Origin of the sequence: Pseudomonas sp. JDS08PS003, from assembly GCF_045013505.1 — a bacterium.
In the GTDB taxonomy this organism is placed as follows: Bacteria; Pseudomonadota; Gammaproteobacteria; order Pseudomonadales; family Pseudomonadaceae; genus Aquipseudomonas; species Aquipseudomonas protegens_B.
In genome coordinates this window covers 927,694-948,488 of sequence record NZ_CP120724.1, presented here as the reverse complement: position 1 = coordinate 948,488, position 20,795 = coordinate 927,694, and the positions used below count along the sequence as shown (strand labels likewise).

The window sequence follows — 20,795 nt, the reverse complement described above, 5'->3', positions numbered from 1 at the left end:
CGGGACATAGGCCTTAGTCCAGCTCCAGCATCAACCCGCTAAGACGCTTGACCTTACGCCGCACCGCCTCTTCAAACACCCCGGCCCGAGGCTCGATCAGGCTGAACCAATCCTTGGCCCGGGTGATACCTGTATAGATCAGTTCCTTGGTCAGCACCGGGTTCAGGGCATCGGGCAGAATCAGCGCAGTATGAGCGAACTCCGAGCCCTGGGACTTGTGCACGGTCATGGCGTAGACAGTTTCCACGTCATTGAGTCGACTCGGCAGCACCAGGCGTACCCCGCCCTGGCCATCGTTGCGCGGGAAGGCCACCCGCAGCACCTGACGCCCGGCTTGCGGCCCCTCATGTTCCGGCAGCTTGAGGGCGATGCCGATATCGCCATTCATCAGGCCCAGGCCATAGTCGTTACGGGTCATCAGCACCGGACGACCTTCGTACCATTGCTGGTCGCTGTCGATCAGGCGAGCCTTGAACAACGCCTGAGTGACCCGCAGGTTCAGTCCTTCGACGCCCCACGGTCCCTTGCGCACCGCACAGAGCAACTGGAAGCGGTCGAAGGCCTGGAGGACGTTGCGCGCCCAATCGGTCCAGCGGCGGTCTTCCAGGACGGTGTCCGCGGGCGGACGCTGGCTGCGCAGCACATTCAGGTAATGCCGATAGCCTTGTGGCCCCTCGCCGTGGCCCTCCAGCAATAGCCGCTCAAGGGCCCGGTCCTGCTCGCCCTTGAGGCTCAGGCCGTACAAGTCCGCATGGCTGCGAGCCGCCAGCAGGCGCCGCGCCTCCTCGGCCTGCTGTTGATTGACCCAGCGCGCCAGCTGGCCAATGCCACTGCCTTCGCCAAAGCGCCGGGAGTGGCGCAGCATCACCACCTGCTGCGCCAGGGGATGCTGATGCCCGGTGTCTTCCTGCAAGCCACTGGCGCCAAGGTTCTCCGCGCTGACCGCTTCCAGCCAGGCGCGAGTCTGCGGGTTGTACCAGCCGGCCTCGGCATCACGACACAGGTCACCGAGCACCGCACCCGCCTCCACCGAGGCCAGTTGATCCTTGTCTCCCAGCAACACCAGGCGTGCATGAATGGGCAAGGCGTCCAGCAGATTGGCCATCATTTCCAGGTCGATCATCGAGGCTTCGTCCACCACCAGTACATCCAGGGGCAGGCGGTTGCCGGCGTGGTGGCGGAAATGCCGGGTGCCCGGGCGATTGCCCAGCAAGCGGTGCACCGTGGTCACTTCGCTGGGGATCTTTTCCCGTACCTCGTCGGCGACTGCCAGGGACCGCACTTGCAGGCTGATGGACTCGGTGAGGCGGGCCGCGGCCTTGCCAGTGGGCGCCGCCAGACGAATGCGCAAGGGTTTGCGCGCCTCCACCGCCGGAGCCTGGAGCAATGCCAGCAGACGCACCACGGTGGTGGTTTTGCCAGTGCCGGGGCCACCGGTGATGATGCTGAAGGCGCCTCGGGTAGCCAGCGCGCAGGCGAGTTTCTGCCAATCGATGGGCCCGGCAGCCTTGGCCGGGCCAAATAGCCCGTCCAGGCGTTGGGCCAGATTCTCCGGAGTCGCCTCCGTCGACGCCAGGCGCTGGCGCAGGGCGTTGTCGATCCGCCGTTCATAGGCCCAGTAACGCCGCAGGTACAGGCGTTTTCCGGACAGCACCAACGGCCGCTGCTGGGATGCCTCGCCGTGATCCGCCGACAGGGCCACCAGCCGGCTGCCGGCCAGGACCTTGCACCAGTGAGCCCCCTCCAGATTCGCCAACACCTGGGAAGGCAGCACCGTGGCACCGCCTTGCGAATCCCCTTCCGGCGGCAGCGACAGAGCGAAATCCGGCTCCTTGAGGGTTTCGAACAGGTCCAGGCAGACGTGCCCATGACCCAACTGGTGACTGGTCAGAGCCGCGGCCATGAGCACCAACGGATCGCAGCCGGGGTCCAGCTCATGGAGGAAGCCGACGAAGGCCTTGTCCAGGGCCCGCAGCCAGCCGCGTTCGACCCAACGCTCAAGCAACAACAGCAGGTCTTCGGCGCGAGACAGGGGCGCCAGGTCAAACTGGGGCGCTGGCGGCTCGGCCAACTCGGCAAACAGATCCTGGGTCATAACAGCACTCCCTGTTCCCAGGCGGGCTCGGTCTTGGGCGGCTCGGACTGGCCCTGGAACATGCGGTCGAGACGTTCGATCAACTGCCGTGGCGGCCGGGCAAAGTAAGCGCCCTGGCTCGCGGAGCGGCTGCCGCGCAAAAACAGATACAAGGCGCCGCCGATGTGCCGATCGTAATCGTAGTCCGCCAGCCTGGCCTTCAACTGCCGGTGCAGCGCCAGCAGGTAGAGCACGTATTGCAGGTCGTAGCGGTTGTCGAGAATCGATTGTTCCATGGCCTGCTCGGTGTAGGCCGCGTCGTCCACGCCCAGCCAATTGGATTTGTAGTCGGCCACGTAATAGCGGCCCTGATGTTCGAATGTCAGATCGATGAAGCCCTTGAACATGCCATTGAGCAGCACCGGCTCGGCGGTGACTCGAGGCGCGCCCTGGTGAGTCTGCTGGCGCACCAGCTCGTCGAGTTTGAGCACGTCGACCTTGTGGCTGGCAAACCAGAACTCCATTTCGACCCGGTACTGGGTCAGTCGCCCCAGCACCACTGGCGGTTGCCCGTCCCCCACCGGCAGGGATGCCTGCAACAAGTGCTGCAACCAATCGCTGAGGGTCGGAATCCAGCCTTGCCAGCCGCGCCGATTGCAACGGCGGGCGATGGCATCCTCGATCACCTCAGGGGCTGCGGCAAAGCCCTCCTCCCCGGCCCATTCCAGCAGACCGTGGAGGAAGGTGCCGGGATTCGGGCCCCGGGGAAAACGGTGAATATCGCCACCACTGGCGGCGACTTCCCGAGGGGCCTCGGGGTCCAGCCGCTCATCGTCGAAGAGCTTCTGTGCCTGGGGATTTTCCGGCGCTTCGGTGTTGCCTGCGCCCAAGGTATCGCTGATGCGCAAGGCACTGTAGGAGGCGATCCACCAGTTCTCCGCCGCGCGTCGAATCGGCTGCAGCGGGGCCAGCAGGCTGGCGTCATTGCGCGGCGGGTAGAAGCACTGGTCATCGGCCGCAGGCAGCTCGCTGACACCGATGGCCTCACAGCCTTGCTGCAAGTCCAGGAGCCAGCGCAGCAATCCCTTGGACTCGCCCAACAGAGCACCGCCGCCAAGCAGGTAGCCCAGGGCCGACAAGTGCAGCACCGAGCTGCTGTGGTTGCCGCGCTTGAGGTCGGCCACTCCCAGCCAGCAGGCATGCTGGGCCCGGGTCAGGGCCACGTAGAGCAGACGCAGATCCTCCGCCAGGCGCTCCTCGTCGGCCTGGGCGATCAGCTCCGGCGTCGGTCGCAAACTGACCTGGGCCTTGCCGGCTGCATCGTGGTAATGCAGCGGCAGACGACTGCCATCCACCGGTTTGGTGGAGCAGATGAAGGGCAGGAACACCAAGGGGTATTCCAGGCCCTTGGACTTGTGGATGGTCACCACCTTGACCAGTTGCTCGTCGCTTTCCAGGCGTAGGATCTGCTCTTCACCGGCCTGCCCGGACAGCGCCAGATGCTCGGCCAGATGGCGAATCAGCGCCTGTTCACCGTCCAGTTCCGCAGCGTTCTGCTGCAACAACTCAGACAGGTGCAGAAGGTTGGTCAGCACCCGCTCGCCGTCGCTGCGGGCCATCAGCGCCTGGGGCAGCTGGAAGTCATGGAGCAAGCGTCGGAGCATCGGCAGCACGCCCTGGCTGCGCCAGATCGTCCGGTATCCGCGAAACTGCATGACTCGGGCTTCCCAGGCCAGTTCATCCTGGTTCAGCCGCTCCAGTTCCACCAGGGACAGGTTCAGGGTCAGGGAGGCCAGGGCGGCCCGCAGCGGGCGCTCCACATCCGGCTCGGCACAGGCCTTGAGCCACACCAGCAGGTCCCGGGCTTCCTGGGCGGCGAACACCGAGTCCTTGTCCGAGAGATACACGCTGCGCACCCCGCGGGCGGCTAGTTCGCCGCGCACCGCCTGGGCCTCCTTGCCGTCGCGGACCAGGATGGCGATATCCGCCGGCAACAACCCCTTGAGTTCCTGCTGATCGCGGGCAAAACCACTACGGCCCTGCTGACCGCCATTGAGCAGATCGACAATGGCGCTGGCACAGGCCGCGGCCTGCTGCTGGCGATACTGGGCCCCGGACAGCGGCTGCTCCGAGGGCAGTTGCCAGAAGTTCAGCGCCGGTACCGCTTGGCCATCCACCTGCAGGCGTTCCTTGCGGCCCTGAGCCGCTACCGCCAGGAAGGGCACCGGGTTCTCGCCATCCTCTTCGCGAAACAGGAAGGCCCCCTGCCCTTGCTGCCGCTGTTCGGCTTGCAGGAACACATGGTTGACCGCGCTGACCATGGCCTGGCTGGAACGGAAGTTGGTGCCCAGGGTATGTAAGCGTCCCGTGGTGGCCTGGCGGGCTCGCAGGTAGGTGTAGATGTCGGCGCCACGGAAGGCATAGATCGCTTGCTTGGGGTCGCCGATCAGGAACAGCCCGGTCTCGGGGTCGTTGGCCTCGATACGGTAGATGCTTTCGAAGATCCGGTACTGCACCGGATCGGTGTCCTGGAACTCGTCGATCAGGGCCACCGGGAACTGCTCGCGAATCAGAGTCGCCAGACGCTCGCCACCGTCGCTTTGCAGGGCGTTGTCCAGACGCAGCAACATATCGTCAAAGCCCATTTCGGCGCGGCGACGCTTCTCTTCTTCAAAACGCGCACCGACCCACTGCGCAGCATGCTGCAAGACTGCGGCGTCGGGGCTGGGCAAGGCGTCAAGGCTGGCCTTGAGTCCCGCCATGGCATCGAGCCCCGGGTGCTGCGGAGCTTCACCTTTCCAGGCTTCGCTCATCCCGTCTGGAGTCAGGCGGGTGAAGCCGGTGCCAATATCCAACTGCTCGACGGATTCGTCCTCGGCCCAGGCAATGATCTTTTCAAACCAGGGCTCGAAGAAGCGGGCCTGCATCTTGCGGCCGTCGACGCTCTTGCTGGCAACGCCTTGCAGGCAGATATCCCGCAACTCCACCGCCCATTGCCGCCAGGGTGCCTTGAGTTGTACCAGGGCTTCCCGGCGTTCCTGCAGGCAGGCTTCGATCAATTCGCTGGGGGTCTGTTCCGACGGCTCATGACGCTCGCTGCCGAACATCGCGCGTACCCGAGGCAGCAATTGGGCCGGACCGACCCAGTTGGAGCGCACCCAGTTCAGCGCATCGCCCTGCATCGGATAGCAGAACAACCGCCAGTAATCGCGCAACACCTGACCCAGCAGATCGCTGTGGTCGGTTTCCAGGGTCTGGGTAAACAGACTGCCACTGTCGAAAGCGTGCTCGCGGAGCATGCGTTGGCACCAGCTGTGAATGGTCGAGACTGCGGCCTCATCCATCCACTGCGCGGCGATGTCCAGGCGGTTGGCGCAGGCGGCCCATTGTTCGGCGGGATATTGCTCGCGCAGCTCGACGATCAGGCTGTCGGGGGCGCTGGTCTCATCACGGAAGAAGCGTGCAGCCTCCGCCAGACGGGTGCGGATGCGTTCGCGCAATTCCTTGGTGGCGGCATCGGTGAACGTCACCACCAGGATCTGCGGCGGCAGCAATTGGCGACCAAAGCCTGCGGAGTCGCCGCCGTGGCCCAGCACCAGACGCAGGTAGAGCGCGGAGATGGTGAAGGTCTTGCCGGTACCGGCACTGGCCTCGATCAGTTGGCTGCCCCGTAGCGGGAAAGCCAGGGCCAGGGGGGCTTGTTGAGTCATGAGCCGGCCTCCTCGCCGAGGGCCGAACGCCAGGGAGCGTCCAGCAGGGGCCGATAGAGTGTCTCGGCCCAGCCGCTGAAGGTTTCATCGGCAATCAGGGCGTTGTAGTCGGCGAATTGCCGAGCCAGTGCCGGGCTTTCCCGACGCTCGCCTTCACTGTTCTGGCCATCGCCATCGTAGGTCTTGCGGGCCGCAGCGGCGGCTTTGTCCGGGTCAGTCTGCCCCAACCAGGCGAAGGCGGTCTTGACGGCCACCGGCAGTGGCTGGCGCATGCCCGATTGCCAGGCCTGCAGCAGGTTGCCGAGGATCGCCCGAGCCTGATCCTGTTCCAAAGGCGGTAGCAACAGGCTGTCATCGCTGGCCACCAACGCGGTGGTCAGGGAGTAGCCGCTGGCGCAGGCCAGCAGGTGGTTGATCCAGGGCTTGATCAGGCGGTGCCATTTGCGGGTTTTGATCGAACCTATGCCGTTGGGAATGGTGGTCACGGCCAATAGCCCGCCATCCGCCCGTTGATGCAGGTGGCTCAACCAGCCTTCCAGGCGCACGCCCTGCAATTCCAGGCTGACAGGCAATGCGCTGGTGACCGGCGTTGGCCATAGATCCAGCAGTTGCCGGTAGCGCTGCAGCAAGTCCGGCAGGGGCTCCATGAGTTCGCGCTGCAGGCATTCACCGAAACCGGCCATGGGCAACAGACCGCTGGCCTGCAGCCTTTGCGCCTGGGCCTGCAAGGCCTGATCCGGGTGCGCGGCATCGCTCAATGCAGCCTCCAGCAAGCTGTCGCTGAGGCTGTAGCGTTGCAGGGCGTCGAGGACAAAAGGCTCCTCGTCAGCCAAGGGAGCTTCCATGGCCTCGAAAAACACCTTGAGCCGTTGGCTGAAGAAGTGCCGTACCGGGTTGCGCAGAAAATCCTGCAACTGGGCCAGGCTCAAGGGTTCATCCTGTACGTAAGGCTCGAGGCGTTCGGTGGCGGCGGTTTCTGCCGGGGCCTGATGCAGTACCTGCCACTCCCGGGCGTAGCTGAACAGGACATCATTGTCATGAAAGTAGCGGGCACTGAAGGGCTGCAGCGGGTGCTCCTGGGTCAGGGCATCGAGCAGGGATTGCTGCGCGTCCGCCAGTCGCCAGCCGCCGGCCAGATGATCGCGCAACTGGCCGATCAGCACAGAGGCAGGCCGTTCGCTATTGTCGCGGATGCTGCGGCCAACCCAACTGACATAGAGTTGGTCCCGGGCCGAGAGCAAAGCTTCGAGCAGCAGGTAGCGGTCGTCTTCGCGTCGTGAACGGTCCCCGGGGCGGTAGTCGCTGCCCATCAGGTCGAAGTCCAGGGGCGGTTGCGCACGTGGGTAGTCACCGTCATTCATGCCCAGCAGGCACACCAGCTTGAAGGGGATTGCACGCATCGGCATCAGGGTGCAGAAGTTCACGGCGCCGGCAAGGAAGCGCTGGGACAAGCGGCCCTGATCAAGGCCCGCCAGCCAGGCTTCACGCACCACGGTCAGGGGCAACTCATCTTGCAGACCGACGGAGTCGCAGGTTTCCAGCCAGTTTTCCCGAAGGTCCTCGAGCTGGCCCAGGAGGTAGTCGTCATGTTCGGTGCTGGCCAGGAAGAACTGCTCCAGCAAGTGCTGCAGGCGCTCGCCCCATTGGGCCGGCACAGCTGGCTGGGTGAGCTGCTGGTAGGCAATCTGCAGGGCATCCAGCAGTGCGACCAGGGGGCCGATCAGCGCGGCATCCAGGCCGCCGATTTCGTCATAAGGCTCAATGCCGTCGCAGGCATCGGAACGACCGACCGCGTATCCCAGGAGCATTCGTCGCAGGCCGAAACGCCAGCTGTTTTGCTCAAGCTCCTGGGGCAGCCCCAGTTCGGCACGTTGTTCGGCGTTCATGCCCCAACGGATGCCGGCGCCTTCGATCCAGCGGTGCAAGGTGGGCAGGTCGGCTTCATCGACACCAAAACGCGCACGCAATGCTGGGACGTCCAGCAGGTCGAGAATCTCACTGACAGGGAAACGACTATCCGGGAGTTTGAGCAGGTGTTCGACGGCGATCAGCAACGGGTCACGACCGCGCTGGCCCTGGTCGGTGAGGGTAAAGGGGATGAAACGCCGGTCATCACGCTCCAACTGGCCGAATACCGCACGGATATGCGGGGCGTAGCTGTCGATATCGGGGACCATGACGATGACGTCGCGAGGTCGCAGGTCGGGCTCGGCGCTGAAGCGCGCCAGGAGCTGGTCGTGGAGGATTTCCACTTCGCGCTGGGCACTGTGGGCAACGTGAAAACGGATTGACTGGTCCTGCTGGAGATCGACTTCGGGCCACAGTTCGCGGGTCTCGTTGAGGGGACGCAGTTCGAGGATATCGTCCTGCAGTTGCTGGAGCATGGTGCGTGGCTGGCTGTCGCTGAACAGGTCGATGCGGCCATCGCGGAAAGCCGTGCGATAACTGTTCGGGTCGTCGTAACTGTCTAGCAGGTTGATGTAATCACGTCCCTGCTTGCCCCAGGCGGCCAGCAGCGGATGGGCGTGCTGGTGCAGGGTTTGCGGGTCCAGGGCCAGTGGCATACCGGCTTTGCGCGCCTGGCGCTTGTACTGATGGCGCAGCAAATCTTTGTCAGCAACGATGTCCGCCCAGTGATGGCGACAGGGGTTGTGCACACAGAGCAGCACCTGACTGAAACGGGCCAATCCGGCCAAAGCCTCCAGGGCCTGGGCCGGCAAGGAAGAAATACCGAAAACGATCACCCGTGACGGTAGGCCAGTGGGAGCTTGGTCCAGGTTATGGATCCGCTCGATAAAGCGTTGGTGGACTCCGGCTCGGCTCTGGGCCATGCCTTCGGTACCCACATCCAGAAGCAGTGCTCGCCACAGTTCGGCTTGCCAGCAGTTGGCCGGGGTCAGGGCTTTGGCTTCGCCACGAACGTTACGCAGTGAATGCCGTCCAGCGGCCCAGTCCTCAAGCCAATCGGCCCGATAGACTTGGTATTGGTCGAACAGGTCGGCAAGGCGCTCTGCCAGTTGGTAGCGTTTGCGCAAATCGCTGTCGTGGGTCAGGAAGCGCTGCAGGGGTTCGAAGTGGGGCTCATCGATCAGTTCTGGCAGCAGGCGCATCAGACGCCAGGTCAGCGGGGCTTTGTCCAAAAGGGATTTAGGTGGGATTTCGTCCCGGCCCAATACCAGGCGATAAAGTTGCCACATGAAGCTGCCGGGCAACTGCACATCGATGGCGGCGGCAATGCCACAGCCGCCGGAGTCATCCTCTTCAGGATCTTCAGCCAGGGCCAACTTCAACCATTGGGCGATGCCATTGCTCTGCACCAGGGCGATTTCATTTTCCAGAGGGGCCAGCGGGTAACGCCGCATCCAGCTGACCACCAGGCTGCGCAACTCGTCCAGGCGGTTACCGTGAACCACCATGAAACCAGGGTTGAGGGACGAAGCGTCCGGCATAAAGGCTTCCTTGGAGAATGCAAAAAGCTAGGCCGGAACCTTAGCACTGTCACGGGGTGGTGGCAGCCGGACCGAGCAAACAGCGGAAGAGAAACTGCTGCAGCTTTTCTGTCGCGCAAAAACAAAACCCCAATTGCTTTCGCAATTGGGGTTTCGGAATTTAATCTTGACGATGACCTACTCTCACATGGGGAAACCCCACACTACCATCGGCGATGCATCGTTTCACTTCTGAGTTCGGGATGGGATCAGGTGGTTCCAACGCTCTATGGTCGTCAAGAAATTCGGTAGCCAGACCGTCGCTTATGCAACGTGCCAGCAAATGGGTATGTAATAGATTTGTGTGCTTTGTGAGCGGTGCAAACTTTCGGTTTGTTTCGTCTTCACACACCGCAACTCGCTTCTTAAGCAAATTGCTTGGGTGTTATATGGTCAAGCCTCACGGGCAATTAGTATTGGTTAGCTCAACGCCTCACAGCGCTTACACACCCAACCTATCAACGTCGTAGTCTTCGACGGCCCTTTAGGGAACTCAAGGTTCCAGTGAGATCTCATCTTGAGGCAAGTTTCCCGCTTAGATGCTTTCAGCGGTTATCTTTTCCGAACATAGCTACCCGGCAATGCCACTGGCGTGACAACCGGAACACCAGAGGTTCGTCCACTCCGGTCCTCTCGTACTAGGAGCAGCCCCTCTCAAATCTCAAACGTCCACGGCAGATAGGGACCGAACTGTCTCACGACGTTCTAAACCCAGCTCGCGTACCACTTTAAATGGCGAACAGCCATACCCTTGGGACCGGCTTCAGCCCCAGGATGTGATGAGCCGACATCGAGGTGCCAAACACCGCCGTCGATATGAACTCTTGGGCGGTATCAGCCTGTTATCCCCGGAGTACCTTTTATCCGTTGAGCGATGGCCCTTCCATACAGAACCACCGGATCACTAAGACCTACTTTCGTACCTGCTCGACGTGTCTGTCTCGCAGTCAAGCGCGCTTTTGCCTTTATACTCTACGACCGATTTCCGACCGGTCTGAGCGCACCTTCGTACTCCTCCGTTACTCTTTAGGAGGAGACCGCCCCAGTCAAACTACCCACCATACACTGTCCTCGATCCGGATAACGGACCTGAGTTAGAACCTCAAAGTTGCCAGGGTGGTATTTCAAGGATGGCTCCACGCAAACTGGCGTTCACGCTTCAAAGCCTCCCACCTATCCTACACAAGCAAATTCAAAGTCCAGTGCAAAGCTATAGTAAAGGTTCACGGGGTCTTTCCGTCTAGCCGCGGATACACTGCATCTTCACAGCGATTTCAATTTCACTGAGTCTCGGGTGGAGACAGCGCCGCCATCGTTACGCCATTCGTGCAGGTCGGAACTTACCCGACAAGGAATTTCGCTACCTTAGGACCGTTATAGTTACGGCCGCCGTTTACCGGGGCTTCGATCAAGAGCTTCGCGTTAGCTAACCCCATCAATTAACCTTCCGGCACCGGGCAGGCGTCACACCCTATACGTCCACTTTCGTGTTTGCAGAGTGCTGTGTTTTTAATAAACAGTCGCAGCGGCCTGGTATCTTCGACCGGCATGAGCTTACGGAGCAAGTCCTTCACCCTCACCGGCGCACCTTCTCCCGAAGTTACGGTGCCATTTTGCCTAGTTCCTTCACCCGAGTTCTCTCAAGCGCCTTGGTATTCTCTACCCAACCACCTGTGTCGGTTTGGGGTACGGTTCCTAGTTATCTGAAGCTTAGAAGCTTTTCTTGGAAGCATGGCATCAACCACTTCGTCACCTAAAAGGTAACTCGTCATCAGCTCTCGGCCTTAGAATCCCGGATTTACCTAAGATTCCAGCCTACCACCTTAAACTTGGACAACCAACGCCAAGCTGGCCTAGCCTTCTCCGTCCCTCCATCGCAATAACTAGAAGTACAGGAATATTAACCTGTTTTCCATCGACTACGCTTTTCAGCCTCGCCTTAGGGACCGACTAACCCTGCGTCGATTAACGTTGCGCAGGAAACCTTGGTCTTTCGGCGTGGGTGTTTTTCACACCCATTGTCGTTACTCATGTCAGCATTCGCACTTCTGATACCTCCAGCAAGCTTCTCAACTCACCTTCACAGGCTTACAGAACGCTCCTCTACCGCATCACTTACGTGATACCCGTAGCTTCGGTGTATGGTTTGAGCCCCGTTACATCTTCCGCGCAGGCCGACTCGACTAGTGAGCTATTACGCTTTCTTTAAAGGGTGGCTGCTTCTAAGCCAACCTCCTAGCTGTCTAAGCCTTCCCACATCGTTTCCCACTTAACCATAACTTTGGGACCTTAGCTGACGGTCTGGGTTGTTTCCCTTTTCACGACGGACGTTAGCACCCGCCGTGTGTCTCCCATGCTCGGCACTTGTAGGTATTCGGAGTTTGCATCGGTTTGGTAAGTCGGGATGACCCCCTAGCCGAAACAGTGCTCTACCCCCTACAGTGATACATGAGGCGCTACCTAAATAGCTTTCGAGGAGAACCAGCTATCTCCGAGCTTGATTAGCCTTTCACTCCGATCCACAGGTCATCCGCTAACTTTTCAACGGTAGTCGGTTCGGTCCTCCAGTCAGTGTTACCTAACCTTCAACCTGCCCATGGATAGATCGCCCGGTTTCGGGTCTATTCCCAGCGACTAGACGCCCTATTAAGACTCGCTTTCGCTACGCCTCCCCTATTCGGTTAAGCTCGCCACTGAAAATAAGTCGCTGACCCATTATACAAAAGGTACGCAGTCACAGAACAAAGTCTGCTCCCACTGCTTGTACGCATACGGTTTCAGGATCTATTTCACTCCCCTCTCCGGGGTTCTTTTCGCCTTTCCCTCACGGTACTAGTTCACTATCGGTCAGTCAGTAGTATTTAGCCTTGGAGGATGGTCCCCCCATATTCAGACAAGGTTTCTCGTGCCCCGTCCTACTCGATTTCATGACTAAGAGATTTTCGCGTACAGGGCTATCACCCACTATGGCCGCACTTTCCAGAGCGTTCCGCTAATCTCAAAGCCACTTAAGGGCTAGTCCCCGTTCGCTCGCCACTACTAAGGGAATCTCGGTTGATTTCTTTTCCTCAGGGTACTTAGATGTTTCAGTTCCCCTGGTTCGCCTCTTGCACCTATGTATTCAGTACAAGATAACCATCTTATGATGGCTGGGTTCCCCCATTCAGACATCTCCGGATCAAAGTCTGTTTGCCGACTCCCCGAAGCTTTTCGCAGGCTACCACGTCTTTCATCGCCTCTGACTGCCAAGGCATCCACCGTATGCGCTTCTTCACTTGACCATATAACCCCAAGCAATCTGGTTATACTATGAAGACGACATTCGCCGAAAATTTGCAATTGCTGCTCAATTAAGAGCCTCACAAATTTTACCTTAGCCTGATCCGTTACCAGTGAAAGTAACGTTCAGTCTATCTTTCTATCACATACCCAAATTTTTAAAGAACGATCTAATCAAAAGACTAGAAATCAACATTCAAAGTGAATGCTCATTTCTAAGCTTTCAGAAGCAGTTTATGGTGGAGCCAAGCGGGATCGAACCGCTGACCTCCTGCGTGCAAGGCAGGCGCTCTCCCAGCTGAGCTATGGCCCCATAACAAAATTGGTGGGTCTGGGCAGATTCGAACTGCCGACCTCACCCTTATCAGGGGTGCGCTCTAACCAACTGAGCTACAGACCCAATTTCGAGCTTGTAACTGTTAGCTTGGAGCTATCAGCTTGGAGCTTAAAGCTGCTTCTATCGTCTTCTTCAATGAATCAAGCAATTCGTGTGGGAACTTATGGAGCAGCTGATGTCGTCGATTAAGGAGGTGATCCAGCCGCAGGTTCCCCTACGGCTACCTTGTTACGACTTCACCCCAGTCATGAATCACACCGTGGTAACCGTCCTCCCGAAGGTTAGACTAGCTACTTCTGGTGCAACCCACTCCCATGGTGTGACGGGCGGTGTGTACAAGGCCCGGGAACGTATTCACCGCGACATTCTGATTCGCGATTACTAGCGATTCCGACTTCACGCAGTCGAGTTGCAGACTGCGATCCGGACTACGATCGGTTTTATGGGATTAGCTCCACCTCGCGGCTTGGCAACCCTTTGTACCGACCATTGTAGCACGTGTGTAGCCCAGGCCGTAAGGGCCATGATGACTTGACGTCATCCCCACCTTCCTCCGGTTTGTCACCGGCAGTCTCCTTAGAGTGCCCACCATAACGTGCTGGTAACTAAGGACAAGGGTTGCGCTCGTTACGGGACTTAACCCAACATCTCACGACACGAGCTGACGACAGCCATGCAGCACCTGTCTCAATGTTCCCGAAGGCACCAATCTATCTCTAGAAAGTTCATTGGATGTCAAGGCCTGGTAAGGTTCTTCGCGTTGCTTCGAATTAAACCACATGCTCCACCGCTTGTGCGGGCCCCCGTCAATTCATTTGAGTTTTAACCTTGCGGCCGTACTCCCCAGGCGGTCAACTTAATGCGTTAGCTGCGCCACTAAGAGCTCAAGGCTCCCAACGGCTAGTTGACATCGTTTACGGCGTGGACTACCAGGGTATCTAATCCTGTTTGCTCCCCACGCTTTCGCACCTCAGTGTCAGTATCAGTCCAGGTGGTCGCCTTCGCCACTGGTGTTCCTTCCTATATCTACGCATTTCACCGCTACACAGGAAATTCCACCACCCTCTACCATACTCTAGCTTGCCAGTTTTGGATGCAGTTCCCAGGTTGAGCCCGGGGCTTTCACATTCAACTTAACAAACCACCTACGCGCGCTTTACGCCCAGTAATTCCGATTAACGCTTGCACCCTCTGTATTACCGCGGCTGCTGGCACAGAGTTAGCCGGTGCTTATTCTGTCGGTAACGTCAAAACAATCACGTATTAGGTAACTGCCCTTCCTCCCAACTTAAAGTGCTTTACAATCCGAAGACCTTCTTCACACACGCGGCATGGCTGGATCAGGCTTTCGCCCATTGTCCAATATTCCCCACTGCTGCCTCCCGTAGGAGTCTGGACCGTGTCTCAGTTCCAGTGTGACTGATCATCCTCTCAGACCAGTTACGGATCGTAGCCTTGGTGAGCCATTACCTCACCAACTAGCTAATCCGACCTAGGCTCATCTAATAGCGTGAGGTCCGAAGATCCCCCACTTTCTCCCGTAGGACGTATGCGGTATTAGCGCCCGTTTCCGGACGTTATCCCCCACTACTAGGCAGATTCCTAGGCATTACTCACCCGTCCGCCGCTCGCCACCAGGTACAAGTACCCGTGCTGCCGCTCGACTTGCATGTGTTAGGCCTGCCGCCAGCGTTCAATCTGAGCCATGATCAAACTCTTCAGTTCAAACATCTTTGGGTTTTGAGAAAACCCTAAACTTGGCTCAGCAATCGTTGGTTACATCTTTGATTTCTCGCGGAGTAACTTGTGATGCTGATAATCTTTTTGACTATCAGTCTGACTCCACAAGCACCCACACGAATTGCTTGATTCAGTTGTTAAAGAGCGGTTGGTTAAGATCTTTCGTCTCAACCGAGGCGCGCATTCTACAGCAGCCTCATTTGCTGTCAAGTGATTTTTTTAAGAAGCTTTCAAAGTTTCCTTTTTAACTTCAACCACTTGCGCTTCCGATCTCTCGTTAGCGGGAGGCGAATTCTACAGCGTTACACGCTGCTGTCAACACCTCTTTTTAACCGCTTTCGACCGAGAGGATCGAATCGTTAATAAGGCGAAAACACACTGCCTTACCAACTGCTTCTGGCTTCGATGAACTGAAGCGTAACCGCTGCCGAAAACCGCGTAACTCGTTGAATCTCAAGGAGTTTTCCGTTTCGACTGCGCCGGAAGTGGGGCGAATTATAGACCTGTAGAATCTGCCGTCAACACTTATTTTCATAAATCTGTCATGTCGATCAGAAAAGCCCATAAAAGCAAAGGCCGGCCCATCAGGGCCGGCCTTTGTGGCCTCACTACTTACAAGCTAGGGAAGGCGAACTGCGACGCTTCATGGCTGGCACGTTGCGGCCAACGCTGGGTGATGGCCTTGCGGCGGGTGTAGAAGCGCACACCATCAGGACCATAAGCATGCAGATCGCCAAACAGCGAGCGCTTCCAGCCACCAAAGCTGTGGTAAGCCACTGGCACTGGCAGCGGTACGTTGACGCCCACCATGCCCACTTCGATCTCGTCACAGAACAGACGCGCTGCTTCACCGTCACGGGTAAAGATGCAGGTACCGTTGCCATACTCGTGATCGTTGATCAGTTGCATGGCCTCTTCCAGGCTATTGACCCGAACGATGCACAGCACCGGACCAAAGATCTCTTCTTTATAGATACGCATCTCAGGAGTGACGCGATCGAACAGGCAGCCACCCAGGAAGAAGCCCTCTTCATGACCGGCAACGCTCAGACCACGACCATCCACCACCAGCTGTGCACCGGCAGCGACGCCGTCCTCTACATAACCACTGACCTTGTCGCGAGCCTGGGCAGTCACCAGCGGCCCCATGTCCAGGCCACAGGAAGTGCCGGCACCGATCTTCAGCGCCTTGATCTGCGGTACCAACTTGGTCACAAGGGCGTCCGCTACTTGATCACCCACACATACAGCTACCGAGATCGCCATGCAACGCTCACCACAGGAACCGTAGGCAGCCCCCATCAAAGCGCTGACGGCGTTATCCAGGTCGGCATCGGGCATCAGCACCGCGTGGTTCTTCGCCCCGCCCAGTGCCTGGACGCGTTTGCCGCGCTTGGTGCCTTCGGCATAGATGTACTCGGCAATCGGCGTCGAACCGACAAAGCTCAACGCCTTGACTTCCGGCGCCTCAATCAGTGCATCCACGGCAGTCTTGTCACCGTGCACCACATTCAGTACGCCCTTGGGCAGACCGGCTTCATGCAACAGCTCGGCGATCAACAAGGTCGAGCTTGGATCACGCTCGGAAGGCTTGAGGATGAAGCAGTTGCCGCAAGCGATCGCCAGTGGGTACATCCACAGCGGCACCATTGCCGGGAAGTTGAACGGAGTAATACCGGCCACCACGCCCAACGGCTGGAAGTCGGACCAGGCATCGATGTTCGGACCGACATTGCGACTGTATTCACCCTTGAGGATTTCCGGCGCGGCACAGGCGTACTCGACGTTCTCGATACCGCGCTTCAGTTCACCCGCGGCGTCTTCCAGAGTCTTGCCGTGTTCTTCGCTGATCAGTTGGGCAATGCGCGCCTCGTTCTGCTCCAGCAGTTGCTTGAAGCGGAACATCACTTGGGCACGCTTGGCCGGCGGCGTATTGCGCCAGGCCGGAAAGGCCGATTTGGCGGAGTCGATTGCCTGTTGAATGGTTTCACGGCTTGCCAGCGGGACCTTGTGAATCGCCTTGCCTGTGGACGGGTTGAAGACGTCAGTGCTGCGACCGTTGTCGCTTACCAGCTCACCGTGGATCAGGTGTTGAATCAGACTCATGCGGGGACTCCTGAAAAAGGGAAGGCGCAGGCGCGAAACACTTCGCGCCCGCTTCTATATAAGAAGGATCGAATCAGTCGAGCTTGTTCAGCACTTCGCCAACCGCATCGAACAGGCGATCGAGGTCCTGTGGCTTGCTATTGAAGGTTGGGCCGAACTGCAGGGTGTCGCCGCCAAAGCGCACGTAGAAACCGGCCTTCCACAAGGCCATACCGGCTTCGAATGGACGCACGATTGCATCACCGTCCCGAGCCGCGATCTGAATCGCACCGGCCAGACCGAAGTTACGGATGTCGATCACGTTCTTCGCACCCTTGATGCCGTGCAACGCATTCTCGAAATGCGGAGCGACGTCAGCCACGCTCTGCACCAGGTTTTCCTTCTGCAGCAGATCCAATGCCGCCAGGCCCGCCGCACAAGCCACCGGGTGCGCCGAATAGGTGTAGCCGTGGGGGAACTCCACCGCGTACTCAGGCGTCGCCTGATTCATGAAGGTCTGATAGATCTCGGAGCTGGCAATCACCGCGCCCATCGGAATCGCCCCGTTGGTGACCTGCTTGGCCACGCACATCAAATCCGGGGTCACGCCAAAGCTGTCGGCGCCGAACATCGCCCCCGTACGACCGAAACCAGTGATCACTTCGTCGAACACCAACAGGATGCTGTGCTGATCGCAGATCTCCCGCAGACGCTTGAGATAACCCTGTGGCGGCACCAGCACGCCAGCAGAGCCGGCCATCGGCTCGACGAAGACTGCAGCGATATTGGAAGCATCGTGCAACTCGATCAGCTTCAGCAGCTCATCGGCCAGGGCAATACCGCCCTGCTCCGGCATGCCACGGGAAAACGCGTTACTGGCCAGCAACGTATGCGGCAGGTGGTCCACATCCATCATTGCCTGGCCGAACAGCTTACGGTTGCCGTTGACGCCGCCCAGACTGGTGCCGGCGATGTTCACCCCGTGATAGCCACGGGCACGGCCGATCATCTTGGTCTTGGTCGACTGGCCTTTCAGGCGCCAGTAGGCACGCACCATCTTCACTGCGGTATCGGCGCACTCGGAGCCGGAGTCGGTGAAGAACACGTGGTTCAGGTTGCCCGGGGTCAGGTCGGTGATTTTCTCCGCCAGTTGAAACGACAGCGGGTGACCGTATTGGAAGCCAGGAGAGTAATCCAGGGTGCCCAGTTGCTTGGATACCGCTTCCTGGATCTCTTTGCGCGAGTGACCGGCGCCGCAGGTCCACAGACCCGACAGCGAGTCATAGATCTTGCGGCCCTTGTCATCCACCAGCCAGCTGCCTTCGGCGCCGACGATCAGGCGCGGGTCACGCTGGAAGTTACGGTTGGCGGTGTAGGGCATCCAGTGAGCGTCGAGCTTGAGCTGACTGGCCAGGGACTGAGGAGCGGTTTCCGGCATGTTCATGAGCAAAACCTCGCAAGGCAATGAAGCGGCGTAGGAATAAAAGCGTTGTTGCGACTAAGTTGCCACGGCTATAAAGTCGGTGAAATCCAACTTTAATAACCTTCAGTCTGGCATCTACTAAACTATGAGCAGCCGTCGAGCCGACCCGCTGGCGCAAGTCAGCGACTTTGATATCCGCCTGCTGCGGATCTTTCGCAGTGTTGTGGAGTGCGGTGGTTTCTCCGCCGCAGAGACCGTGCTCGGCATTGGCCGCTCGGCCATCAGCCAACAGATGAGTGACCTGGAGCAACGGGTCGGCCTGCGCCTGTGCCAGCGCGGACGCGCCGGTTTCTCCCTCACTGAAGAAGGCCGCGAGGTCTATCAGTCGAGCCTGCAACTGCTCAGCGCCCTGGAGAGTTTTCGCACCGAGGTCAACGGCCTGCACCGTCACCTGAGGGGCGAATTGATCATCGGCCTCACCGACAACCTGGTGACCCTGCCCCACATGCGCATCACCCACGCCCTGGCACAATTGAAGGAACGCGGCCCGGACGTACAGATCCAGATCCGCATGATCGCCCCCAACGAAGTCGAACAAGGGGTACTCGATGGTCGCCTGCACGTCGGCGTGGTGCCCCAGGCCAGCGCCCTGTCCGGATTGGAGTATCAGCCGCTGTATGACGAACGTTCGTTGCTGTACTGCGCGGTAGGTCATCCCCTGTTCTACGTGGACGACAAGCAACTGGACGATCAGCGCCTCAATGACCAGGACGCCATTGCCCCGACCTTCCGCCTGCCCGCGGAAATCCAGGCCCACTACCAGGCATTGAACTGCACCGCCAGCGCCTCCGACCGCGAAGGCATGGCCTTCCTGATCCTCACCGGACGCTATATCGGCTATCTCCCTGATCACTACGCCACCCTCTGGGTACAGCAGGGCCGGTTGCGCGCGCTCAAGCCCACATCCCGCTTCTATGACCTGAGCCTGGCATCGGTCACGCGCAAGGGCCGGCGCCCTCACTTGGTGCTGGAAAGCTTCCTGGAGAGCCTGGCGGCGACCCGCTGAGAATCAGCCTGATCAAGGTCGGCATCACCGCCCTGCTGATGTGCCTGCGGCTGCCGGAGGGTAAAGCCTGCCAAACGACATAAATCCGGCGCCGGAAAACCACAGCCTGAAGGCCCACTGAAGCTTTTGTCGTGCCAAGGCTTGTCTGATCAACCTGGGTGCGCTATCAACGCACAGGTAGCACCCACAGACTTGCTCGGAAACCTCCATGACCTTTGAAGTCCCCGCCCACAGCGCTCCTCACCCCGGCAAACCCGCTAGCCGCATTCGGCAGAAGAATGAAGAGGCCATCATCCAGGCCGCCGAGGACGAGTTCGCCCGTCACGGCTTCAAAGGCACCAGCATGAACACCATCGCGCAGAAGGCCGGACTGCCCAAGGCCAACCTGCACTACTACTTCACCAACAAGCTGGGGCTGTACATCGCAGTGCTGAGCAACATCCTCGAGCTCTGGGACAGCACCTTCAACACCCTCACCGCCGAGGATGACCCGGCCGAGGCCCTGACCCGCTACATCCGCGCCAAGATGGAATTTTCCCGCCGCCAGCCCCAGGCCTCGCGGATCTTCGCCATGGAAATCATCAGTGGCGGCGAATGCCTGAGCGAATACTTCAGCCAGGACTACCGCGCCTGGTTCCAAGGCCGGGCCAATGTATTCCAGGCCTGGATCGACGCCGGCAAGATGGACCCGGTTGACCCGGTGCACTTGATCTTCCTGCTCTGGGGCAGCACCCAGCACTACGCCGACTTCGCCACCCAGATCTGCCGTGTCACCGGGCGCAACCGCCTGACCAAGCAGGATTTCGAAGAGGCCGGCAACAACCTGATCCGCATCATCCTCAAAGGCTGTGGCCTAACTCCCGCCCAGAAAGACTGACGCTCATGCCCTTTACCCTGGCCGGCCTTTGCGAGTACCGCGAAGAGATTCGCAAAAGCCGCTTCATCACCTTCGCCTCGCCCATCACCAGCGCGGCCGAGGCCCAAGCCTTCATCCAGCAGCACAGCGACCTCAACGCCTCCCACAACTGCTGGGCGTGGAAGCTGGCCGATCAGTACCGCAGCAACGACGACGGCGAGCCCGGCGGCACCGCCGGACGGCCGATCCTCGCGGCCATCGAGGCCCAGGAGTGCGATCAGGTGGCCGTGCTGGTGATCCGCTGGTACGGCGGCATCCAGCTGGGCACCGGTGGCCTGGCCCGGGCATACGGCGGCGGTGCCAACAAATGCCTGCAAGGCGCCGAGCGCATCGCCCTGGTCAACCGCGTACCGCTGCGCTGCGCCTGCAGTTTCAGCGAGCTGGCACTGGTCAAATTGCGGGTCGCCGAACTGGGCGGCTTGCTGGTCGAGGAAGACTTCACCGCCAATGGCGTGGAGTTACAACTGGCCCTGGGCGAAGCGCAGATCGATACCCTGCAACAGCAGTTGGCCGACCTCAGTCGCGGACGCATCCTCTTGCAGCGCTGAACGCACCAACCCGGCCCGAGCACCTTGTGCATAACCCGGCAGAGCCTCCCGCAGTTGCCCACATCTGCTGTGCACCCGACTGTGGATAACCTGAGCACATAGCGCTGTAACCCTTCTGTAACGTGGCTT

8 protein-coding genes, 2 tRNA genes and 3 rRNA genes are annotated in these 20,795 nt (G+C 59.5%); 3 read left to right on the top strand and 10 right to left on the bottom strand.

The features are described from left to right. Positions 1-13: 13 nt before the first annotated feature. The 10 genes from recD to P7C00_RS04195 form a co-directional block, all read right to left on the bottom strand. Positions 14-2,095 carry an exodeoxyribonuclease V subunit alpha gene (gene recD / locus P7C00_RS04240; protein WP_404938186.1) on the bottom strand — a complete coding sequence of 694 codons (2,082 nt, stop codon included), beginning with the start codon at positions 2,093-2,095 and terminating at the stop codon, positions 14-16. Continuing rightward, positions 2,092-5,784 carry an exodeoxyribonuclease V subunit beta gene (recB, locus tag P7C00_RS04235; RefSeq protein ID WP_404938185.1) on the bottom strand — a complete coding sequence of 1,231 codons (3,693 nt, stop codon included), beginning with the start codon at positions 5,782-5,784 and terminating at the stop codon, positions 2,092-2,094. Before recB ends, recD begins: the two co-directional genes overlap by 4 nt. Further along, the gene (gene recC, locus P7C00_RS04230; protein WP_404938184.1) at positions 5,781-9,233 is read right to left on the bottom strand and encodes an exodeoxyribonuclease V subunit gamma; all 3,453 of its coding nucleotides are present in this window, start codon (positions 9,231-9,233) and stop codon (positions 5,781-5,783) included. The genes recB and recC overlap by 4 nt, the downstream gene beginning before the upstream one ends. A 164-nt stretch (positions 9,234-9,397) precedes the next feature. Then, positions 9,398-9,513, bottom strand: a 5S ribosomal RNA gene (gene rrf / locus P7C00_RS04225). 148 nt (positions 9,514-9,661) lie between these two features. After that, positions 9,662-12,553: ribosomal RNA gene (locus P7C00_RS04220) — 23S ribosomal RNA — on the bottom strand. A 235-nt stretch (positions 12,554-12,788) separates the two neighbouring features. Beyond that, positions 12,789-12,864: transfer RNA gene (locus tag P7C00_RS04215), tRNA-Ala, on the bottom strand. 10 nt (positions 12,865-12,874) lie between these two features. Beyond that, a tRNA-Ile gene (locus tag P7C00_RS04210) sits at positions 12,875-12,951 on the bottom strand. Between the two features lie 123 nt (positions 12,952-13,074). Then, positions 13,075-14,613 (bottom strand): 16S ribosomal RNA (locus P7C00_RS04205). The 16S, 23S and 5S rRNA genes sit together here with 2 tRNA genes alongside, the layout of an rRNA operon. Positions 14,614-15,240: 627 nt before the next feature. Continuing rightward, entirely contained in the window at positions 15,241-16,734 is a 1,494-nt protein-coding gene (locus P7C00_RS04200) for a CoA-acylating methylmalonate-semialdehyde dehydrogenase (protein ID WP_346636256.1), read from the bottom strand. A 73-nt stretch (positions 16,735-16,807) separates the two neighbouring features. Further along, positions 16,808-18,157 (bottom strand): aspartate aminotransferase family protein, encoded by a 1,350-nt coding sequence (locus P7C00_RS04195; RefSeq protein WP_346636257.1) that lies wholly within the window; start codon positions 18,155-18,157, stop codon positions 16,808-16,810. Between the two features lie 124 nt (positions 18,158-18,281). Between P7C00_RS04195 and P7C00_RS04190 the strand changes: the two genes are divergently transcribed. The 3 genes from P7C00_RS04190 to P7C00_RS04180 all read left to right on the top strand — a co-directional run bounded on the left by P7C00_RS04190 (position 18,282) and on the right by P7C00_RS04180 (position 20,666). Beyond that, positions 18,282-19,202, top strand: coding sequence for a LysR family transcriptional regulator (locus tag P7C00_RS04190; protein ID WP_346636258.1), 921 nt, complete (start codon positions 18,282-18,284; stop codon positions 19,200-19,202). 208 nt (positions 19,203-19,410) lie between these two features. Further along, positions 19,411-20,079, top strand: a complete 669-nt coding sequence (locus P7C00_RS04185) for a TetR/AcrR family transcriptional regulator (protein WP_404938183.1) — start codon at positions 19,411-19,413, stop codon at positions 20,077-20,079. Between the two features lie 5 nt (positions 20,080-20,084). Then, a complete protein-coding gene (locus tag P7C00_RS04180; protein ID WP_404938182.1) occupies positions 20,085-20,666 on the top strand; it encodes an IMPACT family protein in 582 nt (193 codons plus the stop codon). Positions 20,667-20,795 lie beyond the last annotated feature (129 nt).